This window comes from Bacteroides sp. ET225 (assembly GCF_024733745.1).
Lineage (GTDB): Bacteria > Bacteroidota > Bacteroidia > Bacteroidales > Bacteroidaceae > Phocaeicola > Phocaeicola excrementipullorum.
The window spans coordinates 43,292-66,384 of record NZ_JANRHN010000011.1; the positions used below are offsets into that span (position 1 = coordinate 43,292).

Here is a 23,093-nt window from a genome sequence, read left to right on the forward strand (position 1 = left end):
TTACTTTATTGGAAAATTCAAACGACAGGCTCTAAGTTTATCCTGCAAACATCCGAAACATTTCGCCGACAATGCCTATCTTTGCGCACATAAACCGATAAACAAAAAAACAACGCATGAAAAACATAGTGTGCCTGCTGATGCTCATATCAGCATTGCCTCTCAAAAGTGCCAAATACAGCCACGAGATCCAAAAGCATCTGGAACGGCTGGACTCGCTGGTCGCCAAAAAAGAATCGCTGGAAAAGCTGAAGAAACTGCAGATAGAAGAGCTGAGGCAAGAACGAAAATTTGTATCTACAGTAAAAGAAGAATATGAACTGAACCGGAAGTTCTATCAGGAATTTTTCACCTACGATGCAGACTCTGCGTTTTTCTATATCAACCGCAATATGCAGATAGCTGAAGAAATGGGCTGGAAAGACCAGGTGGCGGAATGGAAAATAAAGAAATCGCACGTGCTGGCAGCTACCGGACTGCTGAAAGAAGCAGCAGACGCAGTGCAAGGGATATCAGGCTACGGACTTCCGCAGAAACTGCAGGTAGAGTATTACGGACAGATGATGTATCTTTACTCTCACTTCGGGCAATACATTGGAGATGAGGCTTCCAGCCGCCCCGAATACGATATGCTTGAAAAGCGGTATGCCGACTCGGTATATGCCGCAGTAACCCAGACACATCCTGACTATCTGTGGTACAAAGGCGGAAAGCTGAAATACGTAGCGGAAACAGAGGGGATAATAGCCGAACTGAAGCAAGACGTAGACGCCTCGCGTCTGGACAAGAACCGGGATGCAATGAATGCCTATATCCTTGCCCAACTGTATCAGAAGAAAGGTGACAAAGAGAACTACCTGAAATACATCATCCTTTCGGCACAGGCAGACGTGCGCATTTCAAACCGTGACATCGCCTCGCTGGAGGAATTATCGAGAGTCTTGTTTGAATGGGGCGACATCGACCGTTCTTATACGTATGCAAATTATTGTTTCCAGATAGGACAGGCATTCCATAACCGTATCCGCGTGTCGGGTATCCTGAAGGTACTGGATGAAATACACAAAGCCTATCTGAAACGCAACCGCATCCAGCAGGGGCACCTGTCGAAGTCGCTAATCGCCGTAAGCATTCTGTCGCTGGTCCTGCTCATCGCCATCGTATACATATACAGACAAATGAAGCACATCTCCGAGTCAAGGAAAAAACTGGACGAAACCAATCTGCTGCTGAACGAGCATGTGGAACAGCTGTCGGAAGCGCATCTCAAGCTGAAAGAAGCCAACGAAAGCCTCCTGTCGCTTAACGAGGCCTTGCGCGATGCCAACGGACGCCTGCGAGAATCGAATTATATCAAGGAGGAATACATCGGCTACGTATTCTCCATCTGCTCTTCCTATATCAGCAAGCTGGACGACTTCCGCAAAAACGTGAACCGCAAGCTGAGAACCGGACAATTGGAAGAAATAAAACAACTGACAGACCAGCCTGTGGTCAAGAACGAACTGAAAGAATTCTATCACAACTTCGACGCCATTTTCCTGCATGTCTATCCCGACTTTGTGAATGACTTCAACACCTTATTGCGTCCCGAAGAACGCATCGTCATGAAAGAAGGAGAATTGCTCAACACCGATCTGCGCATCTACGCCCTGGTGCGTTTAGGCATCAACGACAGCGTAAAGATAGCCGAGTTTCTGCACTGCTCTCCACAAACCGTATACAACAACCGGCTAAAGATGCGCAACCGTGCCATCATCCCGAAAGAAGAATTTGCCGAACGGGTGAAATCGCTGGGAAAGATGCAGCAATGAAAGCAGGGCACGGCCCTCAACATGCTGCAACACTCTCCCTTTTTCTTTCTCTGACCTTACTTTCATATACTTTCATCTACCTGTAAGAAACAAGAAAACAGACGATTAGAGATTCTATCCGTTTACTTGTTTCATTTACCGCCCTATGGCAGAAAAGGCATTTCAATTTACCTTTGTAGTAGTGTAATTCTATAAAAAACATCCGAAAAATAAAAGAATGCCATGAAACATTGGAAAGCGTTTTCTGCCTGCCTGCTGGCACTGCCTTTTCTCGCCTGCTCTCCGCAGAGGGAGAAAGACAATGTAGAGGCAAAAGTGGAAGCTCTGTTAGAGCAAATGACCTTGCAAGAGAAAATAGGTCAAATGAATCAGATAAGTCCGAGCGGAAACATCGACGAAATAGCCGGACTGGTAAAAGAAGGGAAAGTCGGTTCGTTCCTAAACGTCACCGACCCGGTTATGGTAAACAAAGTGCAAAAGATTGCTGTGGAAGAGTCGCGGCTGGGCATCCCTATCCTGATGTCGCGCGATGTTATTCACGGGTATAAGACCATATTCCCTATTCCGCTGGGACAAGCAGCGACATTCAATCCCCGGCTGGTAGAAGACGGCGCGCATATAGCAGCCGTCGAAGCGTCAAGCGACGGCATCCGCTGGACCTTCGCCCCGATGATAGACGTATCCCGCGATGCACGCTGGGGACGAATGGCAGAAAGTTGCGGAGAAGATCCCTACCTAAACGCTGTGATGGGCGTAGCAATGGTAAAAGGATTCCAAGGCGACTCGCTGAACGCTCCTACTTCGATAGCTGCCTGTGCCAAACACTTCGCAGGCTATGGGGCATCAGAAGCCGGCAAAGACTACAATTCGACGTTTATCCCCGAACGCCAATTGCGGAACGTGTACTTGCCGCCCTTCGAAGCGGCGGCAAAAGCCGGATGTGCCACCTTTATGACTTCTTTCAATGACAACGACGGAATCCCGTCTACCGGCAACAGCTTTATCTTGAAAGACGTATTGCGCAAGGAATGGAAATACGACGGTATGGTAGTGACCGACTGGGGGTCTGCCGCCGAGATGATTCCGCACGGATTCTGCAAAGACCGCAAAGAAGTGGCAGAGAAAGCCGTAAATGCCGGAGTAGATATGGAAATGGTAAGCGGAACTTTTGCAGAACACCTGGAAACGCTGGTGAAAGAAAACAAAGTGCCGGAAACGGCCATTGATGATGCCGTCCGCAACATCCTGCGCCTGAAGTTCCGGCTAGGACTGTTCGACAATCCCTACATCACCACCAGCCAAAAGGTCAAATACGCTCCCGAACACTTGGCAAAGGCTAAAGAAACAGCCGAACAGTCGGCCATCTTGCTGAAAAACGACAGACAGGTATTACCCCTCAGCGAAAAGATACATACCATTGCTGTAGTAGGCCCGATGGCAGATGCTCCCTACGACCAGCTTGGCACGTGGTGCTTCGACGGAGAAAAAGCACACACGCAAACACCTCTGAAAGCCTTGCAACAGATGTATGGCGGCAAAGTGCGCATCCTCTACGAACCGGGAGTGGCCTACAGCCGCGACAAACGTACCACAGGAATAGCACGCGCCGTATCTGCAGCCCGCAAAGCCGATGTCGTACTCGCCTTTGTCGGTGAAGAGGCAATCCTGTCGGGCGAAGCTCATTCCTTGGCAGACATCAGCCTGCGCGGTGCACAGCCCGAGCTTATTTCGGCGTTGGCTGCAACAGGCAAACCGCTGGTCACCATTTTCATCGCAGGACGCCCACTGACCATCGGCAGACAAGTTGAAGAATCAGACGCCGTACTTTACTCATTCCATCCGGGCACAATGGGTGGTCCTGCCATTGCCGACCTCCTCTTCGGAAAGAAAGTTCCTTGCGGAAAGACTCCGGTCACCTTCCCAAAAATGGTAGGCCAGCTGCCGATTTACTATGCGCATAACCACACCGGACGTGCTCCGAGCGGCAATGAAACGCTGATTGACAACATTCCCCTGGAAGCCGGACAGACATCGTTAGGCTGCAGTTCCTTCTACATGGACGCTGGTTTCGGTCCGCTGTTTCCTTTCGGCTACGGACTCTCTTACACCACGTTCGCTTACGACCGGCTGCAACTTTCGGCCCAAAAATTAGACATGAACGGCACGCTAACAGCCAGCGTGAATGTTACCAATACAGGAAAATATGCCGGAGCAGAAGTCGCGCAGCTATACATCCGCGACAAGGTTGGTTCCGTCACCCGTCCGGTCAAAGAACTGAAAGGCTTCGAACGCATCTTCCTCCAGCCGGGCGAAACCAAAACCGTCACCTTCAATTTGCCTGTCAGCGATTTGGCTTTCTGGAACATTGACATGAAGCGTGCAGTAGAACCGGGAGAGTTCACCTTATGGATAGGTACAAACAGTGAAGAAGGCCTGTCTGCGGATTTTGAAGTCATTGGCAAATAAACTCCATTCAATAGGTAAATCATTATATAACAAGAACAAACAATTATGAGAAAAGCTTTTTATTCACTGCTCTTTGCCGGACTGCTGGCCGGTTGCCAGTCCAACTCTTCACAGACAAAAGAAAACGAAACGCCTGCTTCCGAAGATTTTGTCCGCATATCCGGGCAAGACCTTATCCAGCCGGACGGAAGCAAGCTGTTTATCAAGGGCACCAATTTAGGCAACTGGCTGAATCCCGAAGGTTACATGTTCGGATTCAACAAAACCAATTCCGGACGTTTCATCAACGAAATGTTCTGCCAATTAGTCGGTCCCGACTTCACTTCCGATTTCTGGAAAAAGTTCAAAGACAACTACATCACCCGAAAGGACATCGAGTTTATCGCATCTACGGGAGCGAACACTATCCGGCTACCTTTTCATTATAAGATGTTTACCGATGAAGACTATATGGGCTTAACCGCGGCACAGGACGGATTTGCCCGTATAGACAGTGTAGTCAACTGGTGCCGTGACAATCACCTGTACCTGATTCTGGACATGCACGATGCACCGGGAGGACAAACAGGTGACAACATAGATGACAGTTACGGCTATCCATGGCTGTTCGAAAGTGAAGCAAGCCAAAAACTGTTCTGCGATATCTGGCGCAAGATTGCCGATTATTACAAAAATGAAACCGTCATCCTGGGCTACGAACTGATAAACGAACCGATTGCTCCTTACTTCAAGAACATGGATGAACTGAACGCCAAACTGGAGCCTTTGCACAAACGGGCCGTACAGGCTATCCGCGAGGTGGACAAGAATCACATCATACTGATAGGAGGCCCGCAATGGAACGGCAACTTCAAGCCTTTCAAGGACTCAAGATATGACGACAAACTGATGTACACCTGCCACAGATATGGCGGAGAACCAACAAAGGAAGCGATTCAGGAAATCATCAGCTTCCGCGACAGCGTGAACCTTCCGATGTATATGGGCGAAATAGGGCATAACACCGACGAATGGCAGGCTGCTTTCTGCAAGGTCATGGAGGAAAATAACATCGGATATACTTTCTGGCCTTACAAAAAGCTGGACGGTTCTTCGTTTATGAGCATCCAGCGGCCGGAAGGATGGGACAAGATTGTCAGGTTTGCAGAAAGTGCACGAAACACCTACAAGGAAATACGTGACGCACGCCCCGACCAGACGGAAATGAAACAAATCATGAATGCTTTCATTGAAAACAGCAAATGCGAGAACTGTGTACCTCAAGAAGGCTACATCCGTTCTTTAGGACTTCAATCACAAAAATGAACAGAACCATGAAAAAATTAATTATCTCGGGAATGATGCTATTGGCTTTCGGAAACGCAATGCTGCACGCACAGGATATTCCCGTTTACTTAGACGAAACAAAAACCATCGAAGAAAGAATCGAAGACGCCTTGAGTCGCATGACTGTAGAAGAAAAGGTAGCCATGACCCATGCACAGTCCAAGTTCTCTTCTCCCGGCGTTGCCCGCCTGGGCATTCCGGAGTTTTGGATGACAGACGGCCCCCACGGAATCCGCCCCGAAGTGCTTTGGGATGAATGGGAACAGGCAGGATGGACCAACGACTCGTGTGTGGCATTCCCGGCCCTCACCTGTCTGGCTGCCACATGGAATCCGGAGATGTCTTTACTCTACGGAAAAAGCATCGGCGAAGAAGCGCGCTATCGCAAGAAGGATGTACTGCTGGGACCCGGCATCAACATCTACCGTACACCGCTGAATGGACGCAACTTCGAATATATGGGCGAAGACCCTTACCTGACAAGCCAAATGGTAGTTCCTTATGTCCAGGGTGTACAGCAAAATGGCGTAGCTGCATGCGTGAAACATTTCGCGCTCAATAATCAAGAAATGAACCGCCATACAACCAATGTGATCGTGGACGACCGTGCCTTATACGAAATCTACCTGCCGGCATTCAAAGCCGCCGTGCAGGAAGGAAAGGCGTGGACCATTATGGGGTCGTACAACCTGTACAAGAACCAGCACGGATGCCACAACCAATACCTGCTGAACGACATTCTGAAAGGCGAATGGAATTTCGACGGTGCAGTCGTATCAGACTGGGGAGGAGTGCATGACACAGAAGAAGCCATTCACAACGGGTTGGACATGGAGTTCGGAAGCTGGACAAACGGACTGACCAACGGAGCCAGCAACGCATACGACAACTATTACCTTGCAACCCCTTATCTGAAACTGATAAAAGAAGGAAAAATAAGCACGAAAGAGTTAGACGACAAAGTACGGCGCATCTTACGACTTGCGTTCCGAACCACGATGAACCGCAACAGACCTTACGGTTCGTTTGCCTCGGAAGCTCATTTCAATGCTGCCCGCCAAATCGGAGAAGAAGGCATCGTACTGCTGCAAAACGAAAACAATCTGCTGCCCATCAATCTGGACAAAGCGAAACGAATCGCCGTAATCGGTGAGAATGCCTTGAAAATGATGACTGTGGGCGGAGGAAGCTCGTCACTGAAAGTCAAACACGAAATCTCACCCTTAGACGGCATCCGCAACAAAGTGGGCAACAAGGCTGAAGTGGTATACGCCCGTGGCTACGTCGGCGACTCCAGCGGAGAATATAATGGAGTGAAATCAGGACAGGACCTGACAGACAAACGCACACCGGAAGAACTGATAGCAGAAGCCGTGAAAGTGGCAAAAGATGCCGATTACGTCATTTTTATCGGAGGATTAAACAAAAGCGCTGGACAAGATTGCGAAGATGCCGACCGCAAAGCGCTGAACCTTTCCTACGGACAAGACGAAGTAATTATGGCACTGGCGAAAGCCAACCCGAACCTTATTGTAGTCAATATTTCGGGCAATGCTGTCGCCATGCCGTGGAAAGATGAAGTTCCTGCCATCATTCAGGCTTGGTTCTTAGGCTCGGAAGCCGGCAATTCCCTCGCCTCCATATTGACAGGCGAAATAAATCCGTCAGGCAAGCTCCCCTTTACTTTTCCGGCATCACTGGAAGACGTAGGCGCACACAAGCTGGGAGAATATCCGGGCGTGAAACGTATGGACGAAAGCGGCATCTGGGACGAAAAATACAATGAAAGCATCTTCGTAGGCTACCGTTGGACAGACAAAGAAAAAGCCAAACTGCTTTTCCCTTTCGGACACGGAATGAGCTATACCACCTTTAAGTACGGAAAGGCAAAAATAAACAAAAAAGAGATGCAGGCCGGAGAAACATTGACTGTCACTGTACCGATAACCAACACCGGCAAGCGCGAAGGTGCGGAAGTAGTGCAGTTGTACATACGGGATGAGAAGTCTTCTCTCCCCCGCCCTGTAAAAGAATTGAAAGGATTCTACAAAGTAAAACTGACACCTGGCGAAACTCAGGAAGTGACTTTCACTATCGACGAAAAAGCACTAAGTTTCTTCGATGACAAACGTCACGCATGGATAGCTGAACCCGGCAAGTTTGAAGCTATCATCGCTGCTTCGGCAACCGACATTAAAACAAAAGTATCTTTTATCTTAGAAGATGAATCTCTTTTAGATTAGCGAAGGCTTAAAATACCAGACTATTTATCTTCACCCGTTAAGAGCCGTTTAGAAACTGTTTTGAATTTCTCCAAAAAGTTTGTTTTCGTATGTGCTTTGGGTCATTTTTTGGTCCAAAGCATACACGATAAATTCAAAACAGTTTCTAAGTTTTCCCAAGACATTCTTTCCGTTCCATTTTATCTACTCCGGCTTGTTCTCCGCTTATACTCCACCAGCACCTGACAGCCTAAATTATCCAGCCTGCAGGACGAATAAAAAAAACGAAGGCCGGCAACAGATTGCCGACCCCCGCGAGCTTTCCTTGTTTACTTTCTCAATCATCACCGAACCCGATGCTTCCGTCCGTAATGCTCCATTTAAGAAGCACCACATAGGTGAGCATTTCCGGGTTCTTTTCATCAGGCGAGGAAAACTCTATTCGCATATCGAGCTGCTGCTCTTGCAGCGTACCCACTTCACGGATTTCCTTTCCGGACAGATTCCTCTTCAAAAACTCCCACAACGAAATGGGTTCAGTCATCGGTGTGCCGTCCGCAGCATATACACGGACATATATATTCCGCGTAGTCTGCTCAAGCTCGGCTTCGGGATTCCGCCCGTCTTCACCATGTCCGTTTCGGCGGAAGAAAGAGAGTTCGGAAATGTAAGTGCCCGTATTCGGGTTCCATCGCAGCACTGGCCGATAGTCGTTGGTCCCGCTGCCTGTGGGATTCCCATTGATATCCATGGCAGGAACAGCTCCGGAGAGTTCTATATAGTAAGGCATCCGCTCCGGATTCTCCGGCCCGGGCAGCCCCTTCACTCCTATACGCAACTCGGTGTGCGCGCTTTTCATTTCCACAGTCTCCTCCACTACCGGACGGAAATATTCCTCACTCGAAGTCACTTCAAAAGTGTGCTTTCCAAAATAATTGCGGTCGTTTGTCTGCTTCTCACTGTTCGGATTATACATCGAGATACGTTCAAGATCGACGGGAGTGAGTACATTCTCAAGCGAAGTATTGTCAAAGTCATTTCCGAAAGCCACTGCATGGTAAATCCCGTCGGGCAAGTCCAACTCCAGAGGCATACCGGCTCGTATCTCCTGTTCCGTCAGGTGAGCTTTGGCTGCCAGTTTGCCCTTCCCGTCGAAAATATAGACATCTATGCCATGCAGGTAGTCCTGAATGACATTTTCTTCTCCGTCGGCATAATATATAAACCGAAGTATCACATTGTCGCAGTCTGACGCTTTATCGTCATATACGCAGCTTGCAACAGCCCCCGTCAGAAGAAGTCCAATAACGACCGGAAGGAACTTTGTCCATAGCGCAAAGAAAGATTTGTTCATTGTGCGGTTTCGGTTTGTTTTTTATCAGCTGTATGAAAAATCACTTAACAGACCTGGCAAGGCTTATTCGGCAAAAGATACCGTTCCATCCACGATCGACCACTTCAATACTTTCACATAGGCGATCAGTCCAACTTTCTGAGGACCGTCTACATCCGTACCGATATGTTTCTTTGTATCAATCGTCATTCCGGTAAAGCGATAAATATAGCCGGGTTTGAAGCTGTCAATCTTGTTTCCGGTAGCATTGTCGATATATTTTGTTACCACGGCAAAGACCTGATGTCCTACCTCCTTACCCTCAGGAAGAATGTGGTTGTCTTCGTCCTCATTGGACGAAGCTTCGTCATAATTCTTGGCATAGGAAGCATCGTAGAACACGAAAGTCAGATTGGGGACCCATCGGCTGACGTTATCCGCATTCTTCGAATAGCGTGCCTGTACGTCGGCATCCCATTTCTTATAGCTTTCATCCGTTTCCTTATAACTGGGGAAAATGTTAAAGGTATATGCTTTGCCCTTATCTTGCTGAGTACTTGCCCATTCAGTGTTGCTCTCGTCCCAATACGGAATATAACCCGGCAGGTTCGGTTCATTGAAGGATATTTTCAATCCGTCGGCACCATACGTTTCAGCATTGCTGAATGTGTATTGTGCATTGTTCTTCAGATTGTAAGACGAACCTTTCAGTCCATTTTCTCCTGTTTCGTATTTATACTCATAGGATTTATTCACATATATCGGCGCTGAGGCTTTCACCTTTCCGGGATCAACCGAGTTGTTTCCGCTCTCCTCTGTCCATCCATCGTAATGCACCGGCACTTCCCGTCCCTCTTCAAGCAACAAGTTATTCAGAAATATTCCTTTCAGAGTAAGGTTGGTATAAGTTAAATAGAAATCACCATCGCAATAACTTGCCAATCCGGTATAATCATCGCCTCCCTCTTCCTTTCTTGACATTACTCTGGCTTCCGCTGCTTCGTAGTCAGATCCGCAATCATAGTTTTTAAAACTTATATCACTAAATTCCAAACGCGCCATGCGGTGTTCCGGACTTAGCACCACAGTTATCTTTGAACCGTCAGTACTTATTTTAGAGAAATCAGTAGTTTCGGCGTAAAGGGGTTCAGCATAGCCGGAAGCAACACGCTCAGCGGTCAACACCATAGGTGCAGCTTTTCCGCCATTGATAGACACGGTGAGTTTCTTGGGATCAATAACATCCTCGAATACGACCCCCTCTTTTCCGTTGATCTGGCCGGTTAACTCATCTGCATCAGCAACTGTAGAGCCTAAGGGTAATTTCGCCTTGTCCGCCTCACCGTTTTGCAACGTTATCGTGCGTTCACGTCCCCCGTACTGATCAATCAATGTAAACTCTACCTTATTGTATGTCACCTCCATAACATTCTCACCGACTTTTCCGGGCGTTTTATCCGCCAAGACATCGCCGCGTGAAGCGCCGCCCACCGGATTTCCGAAATATACCATCATCCGGGTTCCGGCACCCGACAGTACATCACCGTCCTGAAGCTGCATTTCATTTTTCTGACACGCTCCCAACAGAAGCGCAACTACTCCTAATGTAAGAAATTTGTTCGATTTCAAGTTCATAAATGTTCTTTTAAGTTAATATTTGGTTGGTTTATATAATCAATATGCGCCGTTACCGCCTGCATATCCATAAGTCAGTTCCGGATAACGCAACGCCGCGCGACCCCCCGGACGAAACCGGTTCGACCCGCACCAGCAGATTCTTTGCAACATCCACCGTGACTGTTCCGAAACGGTAAATGCATCCCGGCTCAAACATGTCAATCAGCTCTCCGTTACGCTCGGTATAGCTGGTTACCACTGCATAAAGCACCTGCTCTTTGCCGGTATCCGTTCGCTTGGCCTTGAACACAAGCGTCAAAGAAGGTACCCAACGGCTTACAGCACCCTCTTTCTGCCTCCATCGTTCCACAACATCCGCAGCCCATCCTTCGGGAGTCTGCGTATAAGTCGGAAAGATATTAAACGCAAAACCTGTTGAATGATCCGCCGCACCGCCAGACATAGGCAGACCGGTAAGCATCCCTTCGTTCCACCCGTCGAAATGCAAGGGAACGGTAGGCTGTTCGGCCGGCAACACATTGTTCAGAAACGCTCCCTGCAATACCAGGCCGGTATAAGAAGGATTTGTGCCCTCAATGCTCACTCCGGCAAATTCAAGCCGTGCCATGCGATGCTTCGGCGTCACCATCAGCACACATACGGGATGCCCGTCGTTGTCTTCGGTATAGTCGAAACGGGTGACCTCAGCATAAAGCGGAACGGCAAGTCCTGCGTTCACCAGTGTGGAGGTGAGGCTCATAGGAGCTTCTATCCCTCCATTAATGGATACTGTCAGTTTCTGAGGATTGTCTACACCTGTAATCCGAAACCCCTCATCGAGCATTTCTTCCGGCGAGAGATTGTCCGGCAATGTCAGAATATCCGATGACGGAAGCGTACCGTCTATGGTAGAGAAGGTCCGCACCCCGTGTGCGTCAGTCAACTCAATGCTCACCTGACGGTATTCTAAAGGAATACCTCCTCCATCAGACTCCCGTGTAAAAGCGCCAGACATCCGGTCCAGACGTTCAGAGCCTGTAAAGCAGACGATCAAGTCCGTCCCTGCGCCAGCGGATTCAAGGGCATCCTTGCTGCTGCAAGCCACAACAGACAGAGTTGCCCATGCCGCCACGACCATGCGTATACTATATTGTAGACTGCGGTATCTCATTTCATCGGGTATGTGATAACCATTCGTTCAGCAGCTGCAAGTTCGCACGTGCATCAGACGCACCTGCACCAGCAGCCTTTTCAAACCACAGGCGCGCTTCTTCGTACCGCTTTGCATGGATAAAGGCAACGCCTACGATATTCTGCAAGGAAGCCGTATGTGCCTTTCCGTCGAGCAGAGCAAGCGCCTTAAGCGGATCTCCCGCTTGCAGATATGCTACAGCAAGGTTCTGCAAAGCCTTGTCGTCAGAAGGATAAAGGCGCACAGCAGTCTGGAATGCCTCAATCCTTTCCGGAGAGTTTTCCGGATAGCTCATTGCCACGCGATAGATCTCGGCCGCACTCAAATGTTCCGGCTGCTTCAAGAGCTGTGCTCTCGCTTCCTCAACCGTAAAAGAACGCACAGCAAAACGGATGATGTAATCGTTGTGGCGCAAATACGGGTAATGCTTGCGGTAGAGCGTTTCATAAATGGTGGCAGGACGCAGCTCCTTCAACTTCTGTTCGCGCAGGTCAAGATTGTCCGGATATTTGCCGATGACATCCAGTATCTGTTCGCGCCCGGGAAGCAAAGTGTCTTTCTCTACAGCCTCGCGCAATCCGCCCCAGTCTTCATTAGGCCAAGAAGCAAACCACTTCTGGGCAGGCACTTGCGGGAAACGCTTCTTCATGTAGTTGACAAGACTCGTCGAACGATTGCGTGCCAAACGTTCATTATAGGCGACAGTAGCTTCAGGCGAGGTATATCCCGCCACTTCAATGCTCACGATACTCAGGTCGGGATTGGAAGCCACTTCATCAATCTTCTCGCGCGCCTCTTCAAGCTTCTTGTAATTGTCTTTATAAGCAGGATCTATATCATACTTGTCAAGACGGAACTGGAAACGTCCGCGGAAAGTGATGGAGCGCATTTTCACATCCTCTTCCTCCGGTGTAACCAAAGAGGCGAAGCGGAATGCGGATGCATCAGGAATGCGATAGGGCAATACAGAAGGCACCACGGTAGTCGCGGCATATCCGTTCAGACAGTTAGCACAGCCCGTCACGTATTCACGTATTTCGATGCGCGCGCCATGCATCCAACGCTCCCATGGAATTTCGGCATGGTATTCCAACGGCATGTATTTTCCTTTATGCCGACGGACTACTTCTCCGTTGCGCGGCAGCCAGTCGGCAGACAGTTCACGGCGTTCTTTCACCCACCTGCGCACACGGCCTTCGACAAACACGGGAGGCAGTTCGGCTTCTGCCGTTCCGTCGGCAGCAACCAATACGGGCGTAAACTTTGCCTGATTCTGGGTGTTCACCTTCAGTCCGGCAAACTGCCAGAGCAAATCTACCGTTACGTTATCATCAACCTTCCTGACCGCCTTTGTTTCCACCGTTATGCGGTCAAGATAAGAAACCTGCGCGGCAGCGACCAGTGCCGTTATCCATAAGACTCCGGATAATATAATTCTATTTGTCATAGGTATTTCTTATTCTTTAGATAAATCAATTAATGACATATACGAGTGTCAGGGCTGCTTTTGTAGGGCCCAGATAGTTTTTGTGCCCTTTATCCGTCCGCTTGGGACATTGAGAGCAACGATAGGTTTTATAGTCCGTATAAACGTACCCTACTCCGATTTCCGCTTCCAGGTTCCAGCGTTTGTTAAGCACCCACTGATAACCATAGCCCACGCCCGCTCCGGCATACCAGCCTTCGTAACGGTTGTTGCGGAGTCCCGGATAAAGCCCGAAAGGCAAATGTACTTTAGCGAGATTGTATTGCCCTCCCAATGCATGCATAGCCAGGAAATGACCGTTGAAACGTTCGCAGAACCAATATCGGGCCTCAGGCTGCACCATCCAGTGCTTCCATTTACGACACCCGCAACTGCTCATGTTCCATCCATTATAATTGCCCGAAACGTCAAGCGTCCATTTGGGACTGAGCCCCGTTTCAAATCCGGCATTAATGGTAGCCGTAGCATCGTAAAGCAAGTTGGTCTTCACGGCCAGGTTCTGAGCCGACAAGGAAGGTGCCAGCATCAAAATAACTCCCGACAACGTAAATCTTAAGAAATACTTTTTTATCATATATCACAACATAATTATTTTGGCGCAAAATTAACACCAGGGATGAATTCGCCCACTTTTTCGTGATGTACATGAGCTATCAGACAACTTATTGATATTCAGAATAAAGACTTTTTACTCAAATGTACAAATACTCAAATGCATCACGCAAAACGGCACAAATCCCGGATTTTCCCCCCAACCAAGCCTTTCCACGGCGCAATGCCGCGCATGGATTTACAACTTATAAAATCGTGCTCCCGCTTGCACGTTAAAGAATTTCTTGATAACTTGCCGCTGTGTTTCTTCCAGACCCGACGGATGCATAATGCAGCCAAAGATGATCAGTTCGCGGAAAGGAAAAACGCCCTTTTTGTTTCATACTTTAATCTTTAAAAACAGGCTCTTAATTTAAATTCATATGGCAGCCATTAGAACCAGCATAATAGGTTTGGGTTATAGAGGAAAAAGATTGCTGACTCTTTTGTCATCTATAGATGATTTTAATATAGTATCGGTTTCCGATCCTTGCATTGACGAGGAAACAAGGAGGAAATACCCTTCTTTCTCAAACGGCAAAGACGATTACAAAAATATGATATTGCAGTGCGCTCCGGAACTTGTCATCATCGCTTCTCCATGGGAGCATCACGTCGAACAGGCTCTGTTTGCCGTATTGAATGGCTGCCACGTGGCTTTAGAGATAAAGGGAGGACTGTATATAGACGAATACAAGTCACTGCTCAGCGCCGCCTTCGAAAAGAAAAGAACGGTTTATCCCCTGGAGAACACCATATTCATGAGAGAGCACATGTCGATGCTCAATTTGATAAACGCCGGTTTGCTGGGAAAGATTGTAGCCGTAAAAGGCGGCTACAGGCACGACCTCAGGAAAATACTTATCAGTGAAAAGGGAGAAATAGGCAAAGGCTCCAATGCGGAAGGAGTCTGGAGAAGCAAATTCTATCAGAAAGAGAACGGAGATATATACCCCACGCACGGATTGGCTCCGATATGTCTGTTCTCCGGAATAGGCAGAACAGACAGAATTGTTGAACTGGCATCGTTTGCTTCCAGCTCGCATGGCATAGCCGAATACATCAGCTGCCATGGAGGGAGTGAGCATCCGGCAATAACCATGGGAGATATCATTATAACGCAAATGCTTACAGAGAAAGGTACCCTCGTTACGCTGACTCACGATACGACACTCCCCCGCCCCAGAAGCCTGGACATCGAAGTGCAAGGAAGCAAAGGCATATGGAGAGGCGAGTTCCGAAAAATATACATAGAGAATGTTTCTCCTTATGAAACATGGGAGGATGACGGCAGATATATTGACGAGTTCGAGCACGTTTCATGGAAGAAATGGGGAAAAGAAGCAATTAAAATAGATGAACACCACAGAGGCATGGATTATATAATGCTGAAAATGCTGGCAGAAGACATGAAGGGGACAGGCGTATACCCCGTCAATCTCAACGATCTGGCCTCATGGACATCCGTAACTCCGCTATCAAAATCATCGATTAAAGAAAAGCGCATAATAAAGCTCGGATAGATTCCCGCCAGCAAAGCAGCTGCCAGAACAACTGCTGAAAACCGCACCGGAGATCCGGAACATCAGCCCTGAAGCGAATAAGGAAAGCTGCGGGGCTTTTTCTGCATATGCACCTCCATATCTTGCGTGTACATCCCATATGTACATCCATTAAAAGCATGAAAAATCAGATATACAGACCTTTATGCGACATAGCATGTACATGTAAAAAATTGCTTTTCTATACAAATACCGCTTCCTTTGCACCAGAAAAGAAAACAGACCGATCGAGAAATGACTCGTCCCGGAACAAGCGGTCTGATGTTATGTGAAGCAGAATGATTTCTACAAAAAATTGTAATCATATTAATTTTCTAAACATTCCTCACTTATTATTGTTCTTTATGCAACATCTGGATGTTTGGCAAAGCATAACACCCCCCCGTTCTTTTCTAAAGATTCTATGTCAAAAGATAAAAGTGTATATTAATAAGGTTAAAGATATGCGGTTGGAAACAGGTTTTATCGTAGCAATGCTGATCATGAGCTCATTTTCGTGCAGCCGTAAGCAACACAGCATTTACAGTCGGTCGCTGCTGATGCTGGAAGACTCCCTGGACGTTATCCCGGAAAAGTCTGTAAGGCAGATACTTGAAATTGATACATCCTCTCTGAGAGGAGCCGACAAGGCATTCTATTATTTTCTGCTGGTCAAGGCGCAGCTTACTTCCGATGCTCCTGAATTGCTTCTGGACAAGTCGGATGTGGCTCTGTCGCATTTTACAAAACAGAAAGACTCCGCGCGCTTGTGCCAATTGCACTTCTTCCTTGGGAAAATATATTCCGGCAGATACGCCTTTCTCAGAGCCAATGCCTCTTACAGCCAGGCTGAGAGATTTGCAGAAAAGGACAGCGGAATGATGTTTGCCATCAAGGTGGAAGAAGCCTATATTTACCGTTTCAAGATGATGCATGACATGGAAGAAAAATGCCTGGAACATGCCCTCGACATCGCCAGCGAGATGAAAGACTCTACGCTGATGGCAGAAGCGCTGCATGAACTTGCAGAACTCCGCATTTCTGAAAAGAATTACACTGAAGCCGGACAGCGTCTGTGCAAGGCTCTCAGCATCTTGCCGCAGAAGGAATTTTCTGCCCGGGCGGAATACAACAAGGACCTGAGCAGAGTCTGCCTGGCCATGAACAGGCCTGATTCGGCTTTATTCTATATAGATATCGCCCTGCAAAACGACCATTCCGATGAGTTCGAATTGACTTGCAATGTATTGAAAGGAAATATCTGCCTGAAAATGCACCGCTTAAAGGACGCGGAGCGTCTTTTTCTGAAGAACATCGAGAAACTCCCCCTGAAAGAAAAGCAAGACGTTTACTACAAGATAGCACAGCTGAAGAAGGAGGAAAAGGACTTTCAGGCAGCCTCTGAGTATGCTGAAAGAAGCATCCGCTGCAGGGATTCACTGGAAGCAAACAATAAGGCTGGATATATCAGCAACCTGAACGCTTTCCAGGAGCACGAACGCCAGCAGCGGAGAATAGCCAATATGAACACGAAGATTTCAGAACAGGAAATTTCTTATTACCGCCTGGCCATCCTCTTGTCACTGATGCTGTGTTTAGGCATCTCAATCGTCCTCCGCATAAAGCAAGCCAAGAAAAAGGTTGAGGTGTCACTGAAGGAAAAGGAACAGGACATGGTTCGGCTCCAGAACAACCAATGGGAAACAGAGGTGAAATATTTGCAGGAGAAACACAACCGTGAAGCCATTCAAATAGAATCGCTGAACCAGAATGTAGAATACTACAAGCGGCTGAATGCTCTAACCGTCCCGATTCTGATGAAAAGCCAGAACTCGCAAGGAGCCATGCATCTGAAAAAGGAGGAGTGGGATATAATCATACAGAATACGGATGCATGTTTCAACGACTTCACGTTCCGGCTGAAAGAGGCTTATCCGCAACTCACTCTGGAGGAGGTGCGCTTTGCCTGTCTGCTGAAGATGGAATTCTCGCTTTCCCTGCTTTCAGAAATATACCACATAGCCAAAGGAAGCATTTCGAGAAAGAAAATGCGTCTGAAAGAAAAGATGCAGATCGAAAACATGACTTTGGACGACTTTATCAAACAGTTTTAAGATCTGGCACAGGCTCATTGCCGGGCGGCAAAGGCAGACAAAGCAGGACGGACATCATCCGAATGCAAATTGTACATGTACAAAAGAATATTATATCCTGTATATCAGCATACTACGCATAAAGACATGTACATTGCAGAGTCTGCCTTCTGTGGAATCTTATCTCTAAATTTGCAATCAGAAATACAAGACTGGTAATATGATAAAAAAAATTTATTGCTTTTGCATGTTATCCCTAACAAATCTTGCCGCATGGGCCGATGGCATTATGCCGGTTGACACTTTCACTGTCGAGGTCTATTACCGGCAGGGAAGTGCGCGGATCGACTCCGCCTATCAGGATAACCGCAACAAACTGGACAGTCTATTGGGAGTCCTCCACAAACTCTCATCCGACAGCACGCTTCGCCTGGACCGTTTCTGCATAATGTCGGGAGCATCGCCGGAAGGAAGCACGTCACTGAACAGAAACTTGTCGAAGCGCCGGTCGCAGAGCATCGGCAACTATCTTCGCCGCCGCATTCCTTCCCAGGCTTCCATTATAACAGAAACTCATGCCGGCATCGATTGGGACAATCTCCGCACGAAAGTCGCGCAGTCTGACATGCCCTGCAAAGAAAAAGAAGAAGTGCTGTCTATTCTGGACAATACCCCTGAGTGGGTCATAAAAAACGGTATTGTGGTAGACAGCCGCAAAAAGCAACTGATGGACCTTCACCGGGGAAATAGCTGGCGCTATATGGAAAAGCATTTCTTTCCCCTGCTGCGCCGTTCGCTCGTTGAAGTGCAATACGTATCCTTGCTGCCGGCTGCCGGGACGGAACAAGTGCCAGAGCCTGATGCCGAACAGACAGATACAGTGGAGATGCCGCAGCCTCTCACTCCTGTGCCCGCATCCAAAACGGAAGCGGAAGACAGCCGGATGATATCAGAACCGCAACAGCAGCCGCCCTTCTACATGGCGGTCAAAACCAATCTGCTTTATGACGCCCTGCTCGTCCCCAACGCCGGCGTAGAGTTTTATCTGGGCAAAGGCTTCTCGGCAAGCGGAAGCTGGATGTACGCATGGTGGAAGAAGAACAGACGCCACCGCTACTGGCGAATCTACGGAGGCGAACTGGCCATACGGAAATACTTCTGCCGCCCGGAAGGAGGAAGCCCGCTCAGCGGACACCATCTGGGAGTGTACGGACAGATACTTACCTACGACTTCGAAACCGGAGGACGGGGATACATGGGCGGCAAACCGGGCGGCACGCTGTGGGAAAAGATGAACTACACCGCAGGACTGGAATATGGCTATTCGCTGCCCGTTGCAAGGAGATTGAACATCGACTTTGTCATCGGCCTGGGCTACTGGGGAGGAACCTATTACGAATACCTGCCCATGGACAACCACTATGTATGGCAGGCAACGAAACAGCGGCACTGGTTTGGTCCGACCAAGGCTGAGATATCTCTTGTCTGGCTGCTTGGCCGCGGAAACCACAACCTGAAGAAAGGAGGCAAAAAATGAAAAGATACGGTCTACTGTCCCTGCTCGTGCTGATAGGCATACTGACAGCATGCGAGCACAAGGAGCTTTGCTTCGACCATCCCCACACGGCTGATCTGCGGGTAATCTTCGACTGGAGATATGCTCCCGATGCCCGGCCCTCGAGCATGCGGCTTTATCTCTTTCCGAAAACAGAAAAAGAACCGCTGGTCTACGAGTTCAACGACCGGACGGGAGGAACTGTCACGGTTCCGGCCGGACATTATCGCGCATTGTGCCTGAACAGCAACACAGAGTTCATCCTCTACCGGAACGCTGAGCATTATGAAAGCTTTGAGGCTTATCTGACCGAAGGAGCGTTCCCGCGTCCCGTACCGCGAAACGGCCAAAGCATCAGAGCGGTCCCGGACATGCTGTGGGACGACCGCGCGGAAGAAGTGGAGGTGGTGGCTTCACGCGAAGGACAGACGCTTACGCTCTACCCGAAGATTGTTGTGCGGCACTATACCGTGGAAATAATAAATGCAGGAAATCTGGAGTACATCTCCTCGGGAGAAATATTCGGTTCGCTCACAGGCATGTCCGGCGGCTTTATGCTCGGTGAGGACACACCGACAGACGAACTGGCAACGCTGCCTTTTGACATGACATCCGACGGAAAGACAACTGTAAAGGCCGATTTCTACACTTTCGGCTATCCACCGGCATCGGAAACTCCCCAAAGCCTGGTTGTATATGCCGTGCTGAACGACGGGAAAAAATACAGCTTTGTCTATGATGTCACGGCAAAAATACACGAGGCGCCGGATCCGATGAACGTACACATCGTGCTCGACGGGCTTCCCCTGCCCAAGCCCATCGACGACGACAGCGGCTTTAACCCGAATGTAGACGAATGGAATACAGAGGAGATTGAAATCTCCATGTAGATATAAAACGAACTTTTTTTTCTTAACCATTAAAAATTGTTTTATGAAGAGTAACATTATTTTGAGTTTAGCGATTGTGTCTGCATCATTTGCAGCCTGCTCCAACGACGAAGTAGTGGATGTGAACAGTGGAAAAGGAATCGCTTTCCGCACATTGGTAGACGCTTCTACACGAGAAGGCAACCAAGAAACATCCGCCTCTCTGAATGCTTTCAAGGTTACTGCCATCAGAAGTACCGGCACAGAGTTTGAAACAGATGTAACGAAGTCTGGCGACGCATGGAATACTGCGGGTACATACTATTGGCCCGAGTATGAACTGAAATTCTATGCCTATGCAAACGGTCCTGCCTCAGGAAAAGGAACTGTAACCATCAACAAGGACAGCAAAACAATCTCCGATTTCACTCCTGACGGCAACGTGACTAACCACAAGGATTTGCTGATTGCATACAAAGCCGGGACTAAAGAAACTTACAACGCAGCTCCGGTTCCCTTGAACTTCAAGCATGCTCTATCTCAAATCGAGGTAAAAGCCAAGAACGCGAAAAGCAGCTCCATCAAGGTTGAAATTATCGGAGTGAAGATTGTCAACATGGCAACAAAAGCCAGCCTGACTTTCCCGGAAACAGAACTGGGAGCAAACGTTAAGCTGGCAGACAACGCATGGGGCAGCCATGCAGACCAGAATATGCCGGCAAAAGCTTATTACAGCAACGGAACAGAAGCTGTCACGCTGGACGGTACTCTGAAGTCCGTCATGTTCGGAGAAAAGAACTTCATGGTCATTCCGCAGCAGCTCACTCCGTGGAACGGAACGAAGAACAACCCCGAGGCGGAAATAAACAAGCAAGGCGCTTATCTCGCCGTTCTCTGCCGTATCTCCAATATCAGCGACGCAGGAGAAACCTTGATTTATCCGCAACCGACAGAAAGTGACAACAAGGCAGGAAAGTATGCTTACTCTGCTGTAGCCATCAACACAAACTGGCAGCCGGGCAAAAAGTATGTATACAACCTGACTTTCTGCGGGGACGGCGGCGGTGCTGGCAAAATAGACCCGAATCCGGAAAACCCCGGCGGCACGGATGACAAGACGGATGAAACTCCGGGCACCGGCGGACAGGATATTCTGGGAGGTCCCATCACCTTCACCGTCAGCGTGGATGACTGGGAAGAAGTTCCTACAGACATAAACATGTAATACGCTACAAGCGATTTTTTTTGTCAATCATTTTAATTGTTTCATTGGCCTGAAAAAATGACTTCGGTCTCCAATAAAGGCCGAATCATTTCATCTGTTTTTTATGGCCAGGAGAGCATCTCGAAGGGATTTTGAGATGCTCTCTGTCTTTTTATACAACACCTGAGAAGCTCCGGTGACGCACCGCCGGAAAAAAAGAATCTCCAGCCTGAAGACATATGTCTTCAAGTTGGAGATATGTATCCTTAAGCTGGAGATTTATATCTCCAGGCTAGAGATACAGAATTTTACGCAAAAATCTGCCGGATGCTGCCGCTTCAGAGTATTTTCATGGCGATGCGGGCACAAGCCTCAGCATCGGCAAGCGCATGGTGGTGGCAGGACAGATCATACCCGCAACGCGCAGCCACGGTGGGCAGGCGGTGGTCGGGCAGCTCTTTGCCGAACACGCGCCGGGAAGCCCGGCAGGTGCAATGGAAAACATAATCGGGATAATCCATTCCATAAGTGCGGAAAACCGCCTTCAGGCAGCCTTCGTCGAACGGACTGTTGTGCGCAACCAGAGGAAGCCCTTCTATCAGCGGAGCAATCTCCTCCCACACCTTGGGAAATACATCCGCCTTTTCCGTGTCTTCCCTCGTAAGGCCGTGCACACGCGTGTTCCAATAGCTGTAATAGTTGGGCGAAGGATGTATCAGGCGATAAATCTCGCCGGTGATCTCCCCTCCCCGCACAACCACGATTCCCACGCTGCAGACGCTGGAAAGCTCGCGGTTTGCCGTTTCAAAGTCTATCGCTGCAAAATCTCTCATATGCTCATTCATCATCTATTTCAAGTTCGAGCAACAGCGGCAGGTGATCGCTGTAGCCTCCATGATAGCGCATCCCGCGATACATCCGGAAAGGCGTTTCGCCGCCATAGATTTCGTCCTCTTCCAGCAAGAACGGGAACGAAAGGATGCGGGCTTTCCCGTAGTCCGTCCGTACGGAAGAACTGTCCTGCAACAGTTCGCCTCCCACAATCATCTGGTCGAGGATATTCCACTCGCCCTTGTACCGGTAGGTTCCGCCCGGCTTGCCGTCCATCAGGTTGTAAAACCGCCCGCAGCTGATTTCATCTTCCCCGGGCCGTGACGCACCCAGCACCTCCCGAAGCGAACGGTCGGAGGGATAATCGTTGAAGTCACCCGTAATGACAATATTCGGACGCTGACGGACGGAACGCACGGAATCGGCCGCCTGTTTCAGGCACGAAGCAGCCTGCAGGCGATAAGGCTCCGACCGCTTCTGTCCTCCGGAACGGGAAGGAAAATGACAGACAAAGACATCCAGCGTATCACCGGAAATCACGCGCCCCGACACATGCAGGATGTCGCGCGTAGGACGGTGTCCCAGTTGTTCAAGCGGAATCCGTATCGGACGGAACTCCAGCATCCTGAACGTCGCAGGCTGGTACAGCAAAGCCACGTCTATCCCCCGTTCGTCGGGCGAATCGGTCATTACATATTCATATGCCGCATCCCGAAGCGGAGAATAACGGACCAGCGTGCGCAGGCAATAATCATTTTCCACCTCACACAGAGCCACCAGATCAGGAACCTGCCGGCCGCTTGCCGCCAGTATCACCTTAGCCACCTTGTTCACCTTCTCGGCAAAGCGGAAACGGTTCCATCCCCTTACGCCCGAAGGGAGAAACTCTCCGTCCTGCTTCAGCGAATCGTGACGGCAGTCGAAGAGATTCTCTACATTGTATTCCATTATCC

Annotated in this window: 16 protein-coding genes; 9 read left to right on the forward strand and 7 right to left on the reverse strand. The window is 48.9% G+C overall.

What is annotated here, in order from left to right:
• Positions 1–116: 116 nt before the first annotated feature.
• From NW212_RS06815 to NW212_RS06830, 4 genes are all read left to right on the forward strand, one after another.
• Complete coding sequence (locus tag NW212_RS06815; RefSeq protein ID WP_258337894.1) at positions 117–1,814, forward strand: DUF6377 domain-containing protein; 1,698 nt, start codon at positions 117–119, stop codon at positions 1,812–1,814.
• A gap of 222 nt (positions 1,815–2,036) precedes the next feature.
• Positions 2,037–4,280, forward strand: a complete 2,244-nt coding sequence (bglX, locus tag NW212_RS06820; protein ID WP_258337895.1) for a beta-glucosidase BglX — start codon at positions 2,037–2,039, stop codon at positions 4,278–4,280.
• 45 nt (positions 4,281–4,325) lie between these two features.
• A complete protein-coding gene (locus NW212_RS06825) occupies positions 4,326–5,585 on the forward strand; it encodes a glycoside hydrolase family 5 protein (RefSeq protein WP_258337896.1) in 1,260 nt (419 codons plus the stop codon).
• An 8-nt stretch (positions 5,586–5,593) separates the two neighbouring features.
• Complete coding sequence (locus NW212_RS06830) at positions 5,594–7,849, forward strand: glycoside hydrolase family 3 C-terminal domain-containing protein (RefSeq protein ID WP_258337897.1); 2,256 nt, start codon at positions 5,594–5,596, stop codon at positions 7,847–7,849.
• Positions 7,850–8,165: 316 nt separating this feature from the next.
• On the opposite strand, the gene NW212_RS06835 is transcribed toward NW212_RS06830, so the two are convergent.
• From NW212_RS06835 to NW212_RS06855, 5 genes are all read right to left on the reverse strand, one after another.
• A complete protein-coding gene (locus tag NW212_RS06835) occupies positions 8,166–9,182 on the reverse strand; it encodes a FimB/Mfa2 family fimbrial subunit (RefSeq protein WP_258337898.1) in 1,017 nt (338 codons plus the stop codon).
• 63 nt (positions 9,183–9,245) lie between these two features.
• Positions 9,246–10,796 carry a hypothetical protein gene (locus NW212_RS06840; RefSeq protein WP_258337899.1) on the reverse strand — a complete coding sequence of 517 codons (1,551 nt, stop codon included), beginning with the start codon at positions 10,794–10,796 and terminating at the stop codon, positions 9,246–9,248.
• Positions 10,797–10,848: 52 nt separating this feature from the next.
• The gene (locus NW212_RS06845) at positions 10,849–11,949 is read right to left on the reverse strand and encodes a hypothetical protein (RefSeq protein WP_258337900.1); all 1,101 of its coding nucleotides are present in this window, start codon (positions 11,947–11,949) and stop codon (positions 10,849–10,851) included.
• A gap of 1 nt (position 11,950) precedes the next feature.
• Positions 11,951–13,417, reverse strand: coding sequence for a DUF3868 domain-containing protein (locus NW212_RS06850; RefSeq protein WP_258337901.1), 1,467 nt, complete (start codon positions 13,415–13,417; stop codon positions 11,951–11,953).
• A 25-nt stretch (positions 13,418–13,442) separates the two neighbouring features.
• Positions 13,443–14,030, reverse strand: a complete 588-nt coding sequence (locus NW212_RS06855) for a DUF3575 domain-containing protein (protein WP_258337902.1) — start codon at positions 14,028–14,030, stop codon at positions 13,443–13,445.
• Between the two features lie 400 nt (positions 14,031–14,430).
• Between NW212_RS06855 and NW212_RS06860 the strand changes: the two genes are divergently transcribed.
• From NW212_RS06860 to NW212_RS06880, 5 genes are all read left to right on the forward strand, one after another.
• Positions 14,431–15,570, forward strand: coding sequence for a Gfo/Idh/MocA family protein (locus NW212_RS06860; protein ID WP_258337903.1), 1,140 nt, complete (start codon positions 14,431–14,433; stop codon positions 15,568–15,570).
• Between the two features lie 482 nt (positions 15,571–16,052).
• A complete protein-coding gene (locus NW212_RS06865) occupies positions 16,053–17,702 on the forward strand; it encodes a lipopolysaccharide assembly protein LapB (protein ID WP_258337904.1) in 1,650 nt (549 codons plus the stop codon).
• 226 nt (positions 17,703–17,928) lie between these two features.
• A complete protein-coding gene (locus NW212_RS06870; RefSeq protein ID WP_258337905.1) occupies positions 17,929–19,218 on the forward strand; it encodes a DUF3575 domain-containing protein in 1,290 nt (429 codons plus the stop codon).
• Positions 19,215–20,126 carry a DUF5119 domain-containing protein gene (locus NW212_RS06875; protein WP_258337906.1) on the forward strand — a complete coding sequence of 304 codons (912 nt, stop codon included), beginning with the start codon at positions 19,215–19,217 and terminating at the stop codon, positions 20,124–20,126. Before NW212_RS06870 ends, NW212_RS06875 begins: the two co-directional genes overlap by 4 nt.
• Before the next feature lie 43 nt (positions 20,127–20,169).
• Positions 20,170–21,330 carry a fimbrillin family protein gene (locus tag NW212_RS06880; protein WP_258337907.1) on the forward strand — a complete coding sequence of 387 codons (1,161 nt, stop codon included), beginning with the start codon at positions 20,170–20,172 and terminating at the stop codon, positions 21,328–21,330.
• A gap of 317 nt (positions 21,331–21,647) precedes the next feature.
• Here the strand turns inward: NW212_RS06880 and NW212_RS06885 are convergent, their stop codons facing one another.
• Together NW212_RS06885 and NW212_RS06890 are read right to left on the reverse strand one after the other, a co-directional pair.
• Positions 21,648–22,142, reverse strand: a complete 495-nt coding sequence (locus NW212_RS06885) for a 3'-5' exonuclease (RefSeq protein WP_258337908.1) — start codon at positions 22,140–22,142, stop codon at positions 21,648–21,650.
• A 4-nt stretch (positions 22,143–22,146) separates the two neighbouring features.
• Positions 22,147–23,088 carry an endonuclease/exonuclease/phosphatase family protein gene (locus tag NW212_RS06890; RefSeq protein ID WP_258337934.1) on the reverse strand — a complete coding sequence of 314 codons (942 nt, stop codon included), beginning with the start codon at positions 23,086–23,088 and terminating at the stop codon, positions 22,147–22,149.
• Positions 23,089–23,093: the final 5 nt, after the last annotated feature.